Below are 12,310 nucleotides of genomic sequence, written 5' to 3' on the forward strand. Positions count from 1 at the left end.
AGCTGCATGAGCAATCTTTCGACCACCTCGGACGACATTCTGGCGTCCACCCGACACCTTCTGATAAGCGGCGGCTACAATGGCTTCAGCTACGCCGATATCTCGGAGATTGTCGGTATCCGCAAGGCCAGCATCCATCATCATTTTCCCAGCAAGGTCGATCTGGTGCGTGAGCTGGTCAAGCGTTATCGAGAGGATGGCCAGGCAAGCGTGGCAATCCTTGAGCAGAAGGTTCCGAATGCTCTGGACATCCTCAAGGCTTATGCTAACCACTGGGCTGCGTGCATTGAGGATGCCAGCAGACCCTACTGTGTCTGTGCTATGCTTGCCAGTGAACTGCCATCCCTCCCCACGGAGGTCGCAACCGAGGTAACGAACTTTTTTCGCTTCATCTCCTCGTGGCTGGCTTCGGTCATGGAGCGAGGTTCCAAGCAGGGCGAGCTGAGTCTTACCAGTGCGCCGCATGTCGAAGCCGAAACATTTCTGGCAACCGTCTACGGGGCAATGCTTTCGGCGAGAGCCAATGGGAAGCCGGAAGTGTTCTCAATGATACTCGAACCTGCCCTCAATCGTCTCACGCCGACGGTTTCTCACTAATCCTGCGTAGCTAGCCTACTCAGGCCAATCGCGTCCAACGAAACTACCAACTAGTAGGAAGATCAAAGTGAAAAATGTATTCCCCGCTCTGGCCCTCGGGCTGACCAGCATCCTTTCGGTAACAGTCCTTTCGACACCCGCATCTGCCGAAGATAAGAAAGCCGCGCCGATCCATGTCCGCGGCAGCATCGTCGACTACCAGGGTTCAACGCTCAAAGTGAAGACGCGCGAAGGCGAGACAATCGATGTGGCGCTTGCCAACGACTGGAAGGTGGCGGGCGTCGCGGATGCCAAGGTCACCGACATAAAGCCGGGCGATTTCGTGGGAATCGCATCCTTGCCAAAGGCCGACGGGGGCGATGGAGCGCTTGAGGTCGTCATTTTCCCGCCGGCAATGAAAGGCCTTGGCGAAGGCAGCTACGGCTGGGATCTGAAGCCCGACAGCAGCATGACCAATGCGACGGTCGCGGATGCCGTTAAGGGCGTCGATGGCCGGACTGTCACCGTTACCTATCATGGCAAGGAAAAGAAGATCGCCATCCCGGATGGGACAGCTGTCGTGACAATCGCTGGAGCCACCAAGGATGATGTCGTTCCCGGCGCCGTTGTCTTTATCACCGCCGAAAAGGCTGCAACCGGCCCGATCGCCCATCAGGTGGTCGTCGGCAAGAATGGTGTGGTTCCACCCATGTGAGCCACGCCGTCACTGGCCGGAGCAACCGCCTTACTGCTTCGGCCAGCGACTACAGATCGACGCTGCTTGATCTTCAGCCGTAAAATGCCACAGATGAAAGACGTTGAGATGAGCGCAAACGCTTCCAATGACAATCTTCAATATCCTCGGACGATCTTCATCCGCCGTCACTCCGCTGTAACCAGACTTACGCACTGGCTGAACGTGCTTTGCCTAAGCTTCCTTCTTTTGAGCGGGTTGCAGATCTTCAATGCCCACCCGGAGCTTTATTGGGGTCATTACGGCGCAAACGGTGACCCCGCCGTTCTGAAGATCGGCTCCGACGACGATGCAGACACCCCAAGCGGCTTCTTGCGTGTCGCGGGAGTACAAATTCCGACAACTGGCGTGCTCGGCGTTTCCAATTTTGATGGCGAGCAGACTGCGCGAGCCTTCCCGTCCTGGGCGACAATCCCGTCATATCAGGATCTGGCGGCTGGACGTCGCTGGCATTTCTTTTTCGCTTGGCTGCTTGTGATCAACGGCATTGTCTATCTCGGCTTCAGCGTGCTCAGCGGACATTTCCGCAAAGACCTGGCGCCAAAGCCCCATGAGATCTCGCCGCGCCACCTCGGCCGCGAAATCCTCGACCACGCTCGGCTCCGCTTTCCAGAAGGGGAGGAGGCCAGGCACTACAACGCGCTTCAAAAGCTCACCTATCTCACCGTTATTGTCGTCCTCCTGCCTCTGATGGTTTTGACAGGCCTGACCATGTCACCGGGCGTCGATGCCGCTCTGCCCGCCTTGATCGAGATTTTTGGCGGACGTCAGTCCGCGCGCACCATCCACTTCATCACAGCGTCGGCGCTTGTCATCTTCGTTGTCGTGCATGTGGCAATGGTGGTCCTGTCCGGGACCTGGAACAACATCCGCTCGATGATCACCGGACGCTATGCGATCCAGGAGAAAGGCCCGAAATCATGAGCAAGCTTTTCACCCGACGCCGCTTTCTCATCGGCGGCACGCTCGGCGCCAGTGCCCTGACCCTTTCCGGGTGTGACCTGCTGGACCAGAACGCGGACATCGCCAATGTCCTTCGGTCGGCCGAGGAACTGACCATGAAGGCCCAGAGGCTGCTTCAGGGGCGTAATGCCTTGGCACGCGAGTTCGATGAGAAGGATATCTCGCCATCCTTTCGCGTCAATGGAACGAGTGCTCCTGACAGTGAGGAATATGTTGAACTGCGGGAAGGCGAGTTTGCAAGCTGGCGGCTGAAGATCGACGGTCTTGTCGATCGACCTCGAGAATTCTCTCTCGCTGATCTGAAGGCGCTTCCCTCCCGCACCCAGATCACGCGCCATGATTGCGTGGAAGGCTGGAGTGCCATCGGCAAATGGACTGGCGTTCCGCTTGCCAGCCTGTTGGGTTTGACTGGGCTCAAGCCAACGGCACGGTATGTCGTGCTGCATTGTGCCGACGAACTCGAAAAGACGCTCGATGGCAGCGGTCGCTATTATGAGAGCATCGATCTCATCGACGCGGTTCATCCGCAAACCATCCTCGCCTACCAGATGAACGGTGAGAACCTTAGCGTCGGTCATGGCGCGCCCTTACGTCTCAGGGTCGAGCGGCAGCTGGGTTACAAACAGGCAAAATACATCATGCGGATTGAACTGGTCGACAGCTTCGCCGGCTTGTGGGGTGGGAACGGCGGCTATTGGGAAGACCGCGGCTACGAATGGTACGCAGGCATTTGAAGCAATGACAAAGCAACCACAGGATTACAGTTCATGAGCAGACGCCAAGTTCAAAAAGTAATGCCCATCTCCGCGACCGCTTCTTCGCCACCGGTTGCGGTTGGACAAACCAACTCGATCTTCTCGGATCCCGACGGTCGATGGGTCGCAAAGCGGCAGGGGGAGATCAACGAGGCATTCGAGAAGCGCATGCGCTTGCAGAGCGATCCGGACACTGATTTAGCGAATCCGGCGGACGAGGGCGCGCAGAACGTCGAGCTCTTAGAGAAGCCAGCTGCAAAACTCTCGGGCGAAAGCGACCGAATTGGTCGATTTGAGTGGGCCGAGAATACCGCATTTGGAAAACAGGTCGGCTTCTTCTGACCAGTGTCATTTTACCAAATCGCATCATTCAAGAAAGTGGAACAGAGCAATGGCAAATAATCAGACTTCCCTTGGCGCGAGCGCCAACGAGCAATGGCTCAAGCAGTATTACTTCACCAGAGCCGCCTTCTCAGTGCTGTGGGTCGCGGCTGCATTGACTGCCGGACGGCATTCCTTTGCGGTGGCTGCCGCACTGCTGATCATCTATCCCGCTTGGGATGCAATCGCGAACGTCATCGATGCCGCAAGGAGCGGTGGTCTTGCCGCCAACCGGAGCCAAGCGATCAACGTCGCAGCGAGCTCGGTTATGACGATAGCCGTGATCCTGGCGTTGACAATGAACATGAACTGGGTTCTCGGCGCCTTCGGTCTATGGGCGATCTTTTCCGGGCTGTTGCAGCTTGGAACTGCCGTGCGGCGTTGGAGAACGAGTGGAGGTCAATGGGCGATGGTTCTGAGCGGTGGCCAATCCTCTGTGGCCGGTGCTCTCTTCATCTTTCAGGCGCAAATGCCTCAGGAGCCTTCTATCGCCACGGTTGCGGGCTACGCTGGCGTCGGAGCATTCTACTTCCTGGTTTCGGCAATTTGGCTCACGATCGCGCTGTCGCGTCGCAGTATGCGCCCCATCGCATAAGCGCTACGTCCCGCTAATGAAACCGCTTGGAAGATATTCAAATGATGACAGATGATGTGGCACAGCAACTCGCTTCCTACCGGAGAACCATCGACAATCTGGATTCAGCCGTTCTCTATATTCTGGCCGAACGCTTTCGCTGTACCGAGCATGTCGGCCACCTGAAAGCCGAACAGGCTTTGCCGGCGATCGATAATGAGCGAGAGCGACGCCAATTGGATCGAGTGATGAGTATCGCCAATGAGGTTGGCCTCAGTCGCCACTTCGTCGAAGGGCTGATGACAATGATCGTGGGCGCTGTGGCGGAGCGGCACAGAGAGATTGCGGCCAGCAAGTAAATTGTCTGTCGCGGCTGTCCTACCGCGGCCGTGGATCGGCGGGGAAAATCGATCTTCTTCGCGCGGCTTACCATGCAGGGGCATTTGTGATGTGGTCCGAGACGGTCGAGATAAACGCCCGAAGACGCTGAAGACGTCGCAGGTCCCGATGATATCCCATCCAGATGTCTCGCGCGGGCGGGAGCTTGGGTAGTTCAAGTCTGCGGATACCCGGGATTTGGTTGCCCACTGCGCGGGGCAGGACTGCGATCCCAACACCCTGCCTGCACATTCGCCCCTGGACGTTTCGGTTGTTTGATCGCAGCACGGGTCGCGCGTTCGGAAAAATCTCGGAGAGCCAGGCTATGTCGGGGAATTGCCCTGTTGAAGTGTCGTGGGTGATCAGACGGAAACCAGTCCCGTCGCCGAATTTAGGGTCGGGCGACTCCTCGGCGATGTAGACGCCGTATTCGAGCCTAAAGAGCCGCCGTTGAATAACATCGGCAGTGTCGAACTGAACGATGCGAAAGGCAACGTCGGCCTCCCTCTGGGCGAGGTTGAACAGGCGAGTGCCGGTCAGGATCTCGACGTCTACATTGGGATAGGCTTTCGAGAAATCTGCCAGGATGGGAGGCAGGACATAGGCCCCGAACCAGTCTGCCGATGAAATGCGCAGATTGCCTTTGAGGTTTTGTTCCTGCCCGGCGAGCCGGCGCTCCATGGCCAGCGCGCCTTCTTCCATCTGCTCTGCCAAGGCGATGATCCCATGGCCCTCTTCGGTAAGCACGAGACCGTCAGCGGTCCGCTGGAAGAGCGTGTGGCCGATGGCATCCTCGAGGGCACGCAGCCGTCTGCCGACGGTGGGATGGCTTGTATGAAGAGCACGCGCAGCGCCGCCGAGCGTGCCCGATCTCGCAATCGCAAGGAAGATTTTTACGTCACTCCAATCCACGGCTATTCCCCTACAAAAGTGAACGATGGAAATACAAAACTGTCACTTCAAGTACAAATACAAACATATAGATTCAAGTCATCTTCTGAAAGCAAGCGGAGAAACGTCATGAAAACATGGTTCATCACAGGCTGCTCGAGCGGCTTCGGACAACGGCTCGCGATCGCTGCGGCACAGCGGGGCGATCAGGTCGTCGCAACGGCCCGCAATGTCAAAACGATCGAAGAAATGGCTCGGCCATTCGGCGGTCGCATGATCACTTTGCCGCTCGATGTGACGGATGTAGCGGCAGCCAAAGCTGCAGTCGCAGAGGCGGTCGAGACATTCGGCGGCTTTGACGTCCTCGTGAACAATGCCGGCTACGGACTGTTTGGAGCGCTCGAAGAAGGCACGCCCGAAGAGTATCGACCGATGTTCGAGGTGAACGTTTTCGGTCTTATCGAAACCACCAGAGCAGCCTTGCCAGTCCTGCGGCGCTCGGGAGGAACGATCGTCAACATGTCGTCCGGCGCAGGGATCGCGGGCAGCGGCGGGGCAGCATACTACAATGCAGCCAAGTTTGCGGTTGAAGGGGTTTCCGAGGCGCTCGCCGGTGAGCTGAAACCGTTCGGCATCCGCGTGCTGATCGTCGAGCCTGGGCCATTTCGGACCGACTTCCTTGGACGTTCGATCACGATGGCGGCCAAGGAGATGCCCGAATACGCCGCGAGTTCGCGCAGGCACTATCGGGAAACCAACGACGGCAATCAGGCGGGCGATCCCGATAAGGCGATCGCGGTGATACTGCAGGCAGTCGATGCGGATGACGCTCCGCTTCATCTACCGCTCGGTCCGGCCGCGCATTCGATCGCTGAGCGAAAGCTGGCTTCGTTTCGCCGTGATATCGACACCTGGCGCGATATCTCGATTGCTACCGATTTCGATCAGCCCTGAGCTGGTGGTTAGCTCTGCTTGAACGTCACATCGATTGGAAAATCATCATGATCCCAACATTGAAAGGGTTTACCCAGCAATTGGTGCCGGTGAACGGCATCAAGATCAATGCCGTCACGGGCGGCTCTGGGCTCCCGATCCTTCTGCTCCACGGCTGGCCGGAAACCTGGTGGGAATGGCACCACGTCATGCCGCTGCTGGCCGAACATTTTAGCGTGGTGGCGATTGATCTGCGCGGTGCGGGTTTTTCCGACTGCCCGCTTGACGGCTACGATAAGGCGACGATGGCGCGCGACGCGCACGAGGTCATGATTGCGCTTGGTCATGAACGTTATGCCGTATGCGGCCATGACATCGGGGGAATGGTGGCGCTTCCACAGGCCGCCATCTATCGGGAGGCTGTTACTCACCTTGCCGTCCTCGATGTTCCGCTTCCTGGCTGGAGCCAGTGGGAGGCGACGACGGCGAAGATCTGGCACTTCGCGTTCCATGCTAATCGGGATCTGCCGGAACGCCTGATTTATGGCCGCGAACATGACTATGTTTCGACCTTCATGGCGGAGCGGTTTTACGATCACAGCACCTTTAATCCTGAAGATATCGACATTTATGCGAAAGCAATGGCACTTCCTGGTCGCACGCGCGGTGGCATGGAATGGTACCGCACACTGACCGCCGACCATGCGGCCGCGCTTGAATACAAAAAACAACCGCTCCGGATTCCGGTTTTAGGTCTCGGCGGCGAGCAGCGTTTCGGTGCTCATATGGTCGCGATGCTCAGGGAGTTCGCCACAGATGTAACTGGCGGCTCGATTGCCCGCTGCAGTCACTATGTGGCGGACGAGCGCCCGGATGAAGTGGCCGCTGCTCTCATCGATTTCCTCAAGGCCAAGTGAACTCTGCGATCCAGCCAAATGGAGCCCGATCGCGTTCATCGATTCAACAAGAAAGGTAAACTGTCATGACTGCACCTCAAATTCGCGGCGTCAATCACATCGGCATCACAGTGCCCGACATCGAGGCAGCAAAATCGTTCCTGGTGGAAGCTCTTGGCGGCCAAGTGATCTACCAATCGTTCGGGCCGCAGGATCCGGCCAGGCAGGGACCTGAATTCGAGCGGGCCACTGGTTCTTACCCTGGAACGGTCGTGCGTGCGCAGGCGATGATCAAGATCGGAACCGGGCCTGACATCGAGCTCTTCGAAATGCACGGCCCCAAACAAGCGCAACCGGTTACACCGAGCGACTTCGGCATCACACATTTTGGTGTCTACACCGACGACATCGACGCATCGGTAGCACGGTTTGAAAAGGCTGGCGGAACAGCCCTCACGGCACCACGGGCTATTCCCTACGCAACGGAAAAAGGTTTTGGTAACAAGGTCTGCTATTGCCGAACGCCGTGGGGCACGATGATTGAGTTTATCACCACGCCTGATCGCATGGCCTATCATGACCAGACGGATCTACGCAGATGGCAGGACGAGGAATGAGCGTGAGCTTTGATACCTCGTTATCCCGCCGCAGCCTCCTGTCGCTTTCGGCGATGGCTGCGGCCTCGGCCCTGGCAGGGTGCGTCTCCACCCCCGGCACGGGCCGGATGGTGGGGCGACAGTCGACGCCTCTCCAGGAACCGATCGGCTCTGTCCACATCGCTCGTGCGCCGACAGATGCCGAACTGGCTGTCATGTACGGTCCTACCGAGGATGGCGGCTTTCTAATCCCGGCGGTCCCCTACAAGCAGATCGATCCGCGCTACTATCGCCAGCAGGTCCTCGACCCGACTGGCGAGGCGCCCGGCACGATCGTCGTCGACACCCCCTCCCGCTTCCTCTATCTCGTCCAGCCGGGCGGGACCGCGATGCGCTATGGTGTCGGGATCGGGCGCGATGGCTTTGCCTGGCAGGGCAACGGCATCATTCAGTGGCGTCAGAAATGGCCGCGTTGGAAGCCGCCGAACGAGATGGTCGCCCGCCAGCCGGAATTGGCCAAATATTCGATCGAAAATGGCGGCATGGAGCCGGGCCTGAAAAATCCGCTGGGTGCTCGAGCGCTGTACATCTTCTCCGGTGGCCACGACACACTCTATCGTCTGCACGGCAATCCGCAATGGCGCTCGATTGGCAAGGCAGTTTCTTCCGGATGTGTGCGCCTGCTCAACCAGGACATTATCGACCTCTATGAACGCGTGCCGATTAAGGCTCCAATTGTCGTCAAGCAGTAAGCGCAAGCGATCACGTTCGTCTCTCCTTCGGATAGGGGGCGAGACATGTCCTTCAGGCGATTTCAAAGCCTCAGTTATTTCACGCACAAAGCTCAAGGAACAACCGACCATGTCGAACTTCAGTAAAGCGGCCGCTGGCCTCATTGCCGCGCTTTTGTCTTCCGCTGCCCCAACAGCCCCAGCCTTAGCGGACGCGCGCAACATCGTGCTTGTGCATGGCGCGCTCGTGGATGGTTCGGGCTGGCGCGGCGTTTATGACATCCTGACCCGCGACGGCTATCATGTCAGCATCGTCCAGCAGCCACTGACAAGCCTGGATCAGGACGTTGCAGCCACGAAGAGCGTGCTTGATCAGCAGGACGGCGACGTCGTTCTCGTCGGCCACAGCTATGGGGGCACGATCATCACGGCAGCAGGTGATGATCCCAAGGTCAAGGCACTAGTCTATGTTGCGGCACTGCAGCCAGAAAAGGGCGAGAGCACCGCACAACTGCTCCAATCGATGCCGTCACCCACCAACGATATCAAGCCGACAAAGGATGGCTTCCTGCTTATCGACCCGGCAAAGTTCGCAGCTGATTTCGGGGCGGATCTGCCCAAGGAAAAGGGCGAGTTTATGGCCCGGTCTCAGATGCCTGTCGCCATCGCGGCCACCAGTGCACCCGTGTCTATTGCCGCTTGGCACGATAAGCCCAGCTATGGGATTGTCGCCAAGAACGATAAGACCATCAACCCCGAACTGGAGCGCCGGATGTACAAGCGCGCCGGATCAAGGGTGACAGAGGTAGAGGGCAGCCACGCCATTTATATAACGCAGGCAGCTGCAGTTGCAAAGGTGATCGAGGAGGCCGCGGAAGCTGTCGACTGACAGAAAAGGACCGCGGTAACTCTGCAAATTCACAAGCTGCGGCGTTTTGCGAGTTTGGACTCGTGCCTTGCTAGTGATGTGATCGCTGCATCGGATAAACGTTGTCATCAGAGGGTCCCCGCGATCCAACATCGAGCTTCGAAGCCTGGTGTCGTCGCGGGCCTTCAATGCAGATCGCCATGGAAGGTACAGCAGGAGCGCACTCCTTACGAATGTAGGATGGCTCAACTTCTCAACCTCGTTGAAACGGTGCTCTGCATATCTGTTGCCCGGGAGCACTGTACCCGATAACTCCGTCTCGACTCGAACTCCTTCGTATGATTCAGGCCGGAAAACGGTCGGATGCAGTACGCTCTAATTGTGCCCAAACCGCAAGGTCGTTGCCATGTCCATCCCTCTGCATCAATACCTCATATTTATCTCTATCGTTACCATGATCGTGGTGACACCGGGACCCAACCTGGCTTTGCTCCTAGCCAATTCGCCGAGCAACACGAAGCTCACCGGTTTCGGGATGGTATTCGGGTTCGCCGCAGCCATCGTTTCTCATGCCACGTTGGCACTTGTTGGAGTGGGGGCAGTGATCGCAGCGTCGGCAATCTTGTTCACAGTCATGAAACTGTTGGGTGCAGCCTATCTCATCTGGCTGGGGATCAAATCTCTCTTGTCGCTGCGCGGTCTGGATGCATCTGTCATAAATCCAAGCCGGGTTCCAATGAGCCTGACAGCTCCGAAAGCCTTCGTTCGCGGATATCTCAGCAATTTCCTCAATCCCAAACCGGCGATCTTTTACGTTGCGGTCTTCCCCCAATTCTTGGAGGGCCACCAACAGGAGGTGCTTGCAAATGGCGCCGCGCTTGCACTCACACATGCTCTGATCGCTGTAGGTTTTTACGGCGTAGTTGTCCTCCTTATCGGCAGCGTCACCGGTTTCCTCAATCGCCCGCACATCGCCAGAAGGATCAAAACAGTTTCCGGGGCGGCTTTGATTTTGCTAGGCGGTCGCTTGTTATTGGCAAAGAGCCCTGCCTGATCGTCTCAACCTAATCCGGGGCTAACGCGCCTTCAATACAACGACCCCATCGCATCAGTGCATTCACTTAGCTAATTTGGCTCGGCCTATGCGGACGAAGAAAGGATCATTTGTGAATCGCAAAATTATCGTGCCGCTGGCAATGAAGCCCATTGTGGAGCGGGCAGGCTATGCCCCTGCAGTACGCTTCGAAAACCTGGTTTTCTGCGCGGGGCAGGTTGGACGTGATACCAACATGAATGTTATCAACGACCCAGAGAAGCAATTCGAGGCGTGTTGGGACAACTTAGCTACCGTTTTGTCAGCGGCAGGTTGCAGCTTCGAAGATGTTGTCGAAATGACTACGTATCATGTCGGATTGCAGCAGCACATACATACCTTTCGCAAGGTAAAGGACCGTATTTTCCCCCGCGGAACATGCGCGTGGACTTGCATTGGCGTCTCTGAACTTGCCCATCCCGGTCTTCTTGTGGAAATCAAAGTTGTGGCAGCTATACCTTTGCACCCGTTGGAATAGAGCGGCAGTTGATCCCCGCCGAAGTCGAAAAGTGCTCAAATTCGACCGGACAGCTGGTGTAGAAGACATAACAAAACGACGCAGCTGGTGGACGACCAGCCGCGGTTTGTATCGCGAATGCCGCGGCTGCGACAGGTTTGTATTCTCTCCATAATATTCCTTGGTCGGCTGGAATTAGCGGTTCCATAAGCTCCGGTACGCCGCACCACCGATCCGCATACGCTTAGTAGTCGAAGTCTCAGTCACTTAGAGGTCTGATGAGCAGATCGCGAGTTGGTATCCGTTCAAGAGCTAGAGATGTTTTCATTGCTCGAAGGGGTCAACAATTTCGGATTGTTAGGCGCAGGCCCCGATGAGCGTCGCACGATAAAGGTCGATGCGATAAGAATGCGTTTTGCGACGACCGCCTGCCCTTTCGTTTCTATACGTTCCAGCAGTAGGCGCATCGCTGTAGCGCCCATCTCCACACCTTGTACCCTGATGGTCGTCAGGGGCGGAGATATTTGGGTCGCGGCGGAAAAGTCACCGAAACCGACAACAGACATATCGTCTGGTATGCGGTAGCCCCGTGCCAGAAGCTCGGAAACAGCGGTGAGCGCCAGCCCATCGTGAGCACAGAACAAGGCTGTGGGTGCGTTTCCGGCAGTGTGAAGAGCTTGTAGAGCAGGGATAAAACCTCCATCTTCGTCAAAGCGCAGGACATGCAGTCTCGCATCGGCATTTTGCTCTAAACTTTCGCGTAAACCGTGATATCGTTCCATACGGCCGCGATAGCCTTCCTTGCCCTGCACGAAGGCGATGTCGCGATGCCCGAGCGCAAACAAGTACTCGCCGACCGCTATGCCTGCTTCGTGGTCCGTTCCGCCGACATGATCGGCTTGTTCAAGTGGAAACACCCACCCCAGTCGAACCGAAGGTACGCCGGACGCTTTTACAATCTCCAGCGTCTTTTGTTCATGCGGCCCAACAAGGATGATGCCCGCGCTATCCTCCACCATCGCCTCGACCCTGTCGGCGTCATGCGTCCACTGCAATCGTACGGCTTGACCCAGTCGATGCGCCTCCTTCTGCATGCCGTCCTGTAGCATCGTCCGCAACTCGTAGCTCACGCTATCGACTTGATCGTGAAAGATCAGAGTGATTTCACGTTGCTCGTCGGCGGGCTTCGGGCGCTGGTAGCCCAACATTGCGGCAGCGTCCTCGACGCGTTTGCGCGTTGCCTCACTAACCCCGGCTTTTCCTGAAAGTGAGCATGATATGGCAAATTTTGACAGGCCGGTGTGATCGGCAATGTCCTGCAATGTCACTTTGCGCATAACGCATCCTCCCACCATGAACCTAAGTCTGGAAATAAATTCAACATAACGCTTTACCTAACAAACCACATAATACAAGCTAAACATATTCGGGCATGCAAGCTATTTTTTGGCATCGCAGCCGTCC

At 57.0% G+C, this 12,310-nt stretch carries 16 protein-coding genes; 14 read left to right on the forward strand and 2 right to left on the reverse strand.

Annotated features, from left to right (window positions below; translation table 11 throughout):
• Nucleotides 1-6 precede the first annotated feature (6 nt).
• From WKI41_RS16035 to WKI41_RS16065, 7 genes are all read left to right on the forward strand, one after another.
• On the forward strand, nt 7-597 hold the full coding sequence (locus tag WKI41_RS16035) for a TetR/AcrR family transcriptional regulator (RefSeq protein WP_020808320.1): 591 nt from the start codon (nt 7-9) through the stop codon (nt 595-597).
• 67 nt (nt 598-664) lie between these two features.
• Entirely contained in the window at nt 665-1,291 is a 627-nt protein-coding gene (locus WKI41_RS16040; protein ID WP_340194491.1) for a hypothetical protein, read from the forward strand.
• Between the two features lie 108 nt (nt 1,292-1,399).
• Entirely contained in the window at nt 1,400-2,254 is an 855-nt protein-coding gene (locus WKI41_RS16045) for a cytochrome b/b6 domain-containing protein (protein WP_340194492.1), read from the forward strand.
• Nucleotides 2,251-3,027, forward strand: coding sequence for a molybdopterin-binding protein (locus WKI41_RS16050; RefSeq protein WP_340194493.1), 777 nt, complete (start codon nt 2,251-2,253; stop codon nt 3,025-3,027). Before WKI41_RS16045 ends, WKI41_RS16050 begins: the two co-directional genes overlap by 4 nt.
• Before the next feature lie 33 nt (nt 3,028-3,060).
• Nucleotides 3,061-3,390, forward strand: coding sequence for a hypothetical protein (locus WKI41_RS16055; RefSeq protein WP_340194494.1), 330 nt, complete (start codon nt 3,061-3,063; stop codon nt 3,388-3,390).
• A gap of 49 nt (nt 3,391-3,439) precedes the next feature.
• Nucleotides 3,440-4,024 (forward strand): DUF308 domain-containing protein, encoded by a 585-nt coding sequence (locus tag WKI41_RS16060; protein WP_340194495.1) that lies wholly within the window; start codon nt 3,440-3,442, stop codon nt 4,022-4,024.
• A 41-nt stretch (nt 4,025-4,065) separates the two neighbouring features.
• A complete protein-coding gene (locus WKI41_RS16065; RefSeq protein WP_340194496.1) occupies nt 4,066-4,362 on the forward strand; it encodes a chorismate mutase in 297 nt (98 codons plus the stop codon).
• 67 nt (nt 4,363-4,429) lie between these two features.
• On the opposite strand, the gene WKI41_RS16070 is transcribed toward WKI41_RS16065, so the two are convergent.
• Nucleotides 4,430-5,293 carry a LysR family transcriptional regulator gene (locus tag WKI41_RS16070; protein ID WP_340194497.1) on the reverse strand — a complete coding sequence of 288 codons (864 nt, stop codon included), beginning with the start codon at nt 5,291-5,293 and terminating at the stop codon, nt 4,430-4,432.
• 108 nt (nt 5,294-5,401) lie between these two features.
• On the opposite strand from WKI41_RS16070, the gene WKI41_RS16075 reads away from it, so the two are divergent.
• From WKI41_RS16075 to WKI41_RS16105, 7 genes are all read left to right on the forward strand, one after another.
• Nucleotides 5,402-6,226, forward strand: coding sequence for an oxidoreductase (locus WKI41_RS16075; RefSeq protein WP_340194498.1), 825 nt, complete (start codon nt 5,402-5,404; stop codon nt 6,224-6,226).
• Between the two features lie 47 nt (nt 6,227-6,273).
• Nucleotides 6,274-7,122: an alpha/beta fold hydrolase gene (locus WKI41_RS16080; protein WP_340194499.1), complete on the forward strand. Its 849-nt coding sequence runs from the start codon at nt 6,274-6,276 to the stop codon at nt 7,120-7,122.
• Between the two features lie 65 nt (nt 7,123-7,187).
• On the forward strand, nt 7,188-7,718 hold the full coding sequence (locus tag WKI41_RS16085) for a VOC family protein (protein ID WP_340194500.1): 531 nt from the start codon (nt 7,188-7,190) through the stop codon (nt 7,716-7,718).
• Entirely contained in the window at nt 7,715-8,449 is a 735-nt protein-coding gene (locus tag WKI41_RS16090) for a L,D-transpeptidase (RefSeq protein ID WP_425341056.1), read from the forward strand. Before WKI41_RS16085 ends, WKI41_RS16090 begins: the two co-directional genes overlap by 4 nt.
• Before the next feature lie 109 nt (nt 8,450-8,558).
• Nucleotides 8,559-9,317, forward strand: a complete 759-nt coding sequence (locus tag WKI41_RS16095; RefSeq protein WP_340194501.1) for an alpha/beta fold hydrolase — start codon at nt 8,559-8,561, stop codon at nt 9,315-9,317.
• A 385-nt stretch (nt 9,318-9,702) separates the two neighbouring features.
• On the forward strand, nt 9,703-10,350 hold the full coding sequence (locus WKI41_RS16100; RefSeq protein ID WP_034499637.1) for a LysE family translocator: 648 nt from the start codon (nt 9,703-9,705) through the stop codon (nt 10,348-10,350).
• 112 nt (nt 10,351-10,462) lie between these two features.
• Nucleotides 10,463-10,867, forward strand: a complete 405-nt coding sequence (locus WKI41_RS16105; RefSeq protein ID WP_340194502.1) for a RidA family protein — start codon at nt 10,463-10,465, stop codon at nt 10,865-10,867.
• A gap of 284 nt (nt 10,868-11,151) precedes the next feature.
• On the opposite strand, the gene WKI41_RS16110 is transcribed toward WKI41_RS16105, so the two are convergent.
• On the reverse strand, nt 11,152-12,183 hold the full coding sequence (locus WKI41_RS16110; protein WP_340194503.1) for a LacI family DNA-binding transcriptional regulator: 1,032 nt from the start codon (nt 12,181-12,183) through the stop codon (nt 11,152-11,154).
• Nucleotides 12,184-12,310: the final 127 nt, after the last annotated feature.

It is taken from the genome of Agrobacterium larrymoorei (assembly GCF_037722385.1).
GTDB lineage: Bacteria > Pseudomonadota > Alphaproteobacteria > Rhizobiales > Rhizobiaceae > Agrobacterium > Agrobacterium larrymoorei_C.

Coding starts and splice junctions, on each gene's coding strand:
- WKI41_RS16035 (WP_020808320.1), top strand. CDS start 7: ATGAGCAATCTTTCGACCACCTCGGACGACATTCTGGCGTCCACCCGA.
- WKI41_RS16045 (WP_340194492.1), top strand. CDS start 1,400: ATGAGCGCAAACGCTTCCAATGACAATCTTCAATATCCTCGGACGATC.
- WKI41_RS16050 (WP_340194493.1), top strand. CDS start 2,251: ATGAGCAAGCTTTTCACCCGACGCCGCTTTCTCATCGGCGGCACGCTC.
- WKI41_RS16055 (WP_340194494.1), top strand. CDS start 3,061: ATGAGCAGACGCCAAGTTCAAAAAGTAATGCCCATCTCCGCGACCGCT.
- WKI41_RS16060 (WP_340194495.1), top strand. CDS start 3,440: ATGGCAAATAATCAGACTTCCCTTGGCGCGAGCGCCAACGAGCAATGG.
- WKI41_RS16065 (WP_340194496.1), top strand. CDS start 4,066: ATGATGACAGATGATGTGGCACAGCAACTCGCTTCCTACCGGAGAACC.
- WKI41_RS16075 (WP_340194498.1), top strand. CDS start 5,402: ATGAAAACATGGTTCATCACAGGCTGCTCGAGCGGCTTCGGACAACGG.
- WKI41_RS16080 (WP_340194499.1), top strand. CDS start 6,274: ATGATCCCAACATTGAAAGGGTTTACCCAGCAATTGGTGCCGGTGAAC.
- WKI41_RS16085 (WP_340194500.1), top strand. CDS start 7,188: ATGACTGCACCTCAAATTCGCGGCGTCAATCACATCGGCATCACAGTG.
- WKI41_RS16090 (WP_425341056.1), top strand. CDS start 7,715: ATGAGCGTGAGCTTTGATACCTCGTTATCCCGCCGCAGCCTCCTGTCG.
- WKI41_RS16095 (WP_340194501.1), top strand. CDS start 8,559: ATGTCGAACTTCAGTAAAGCGGCCGCTGGCCTCATTGCCGCGCTTTTG.
- WKI41_RS16100 (WP_034499637.1), top strand. CDS start 9,703: ATGTCCATCCCTCTGCATCAATACCTCATATTTATCTCTATCGTTACC.
- WKI41_RS16110 (WP_340194503.1), bottom strand. CDS start 12,183: ATGCGCAAAGTGACATTGCAGGACATTGCCGATCACACCGGCCTGTCA.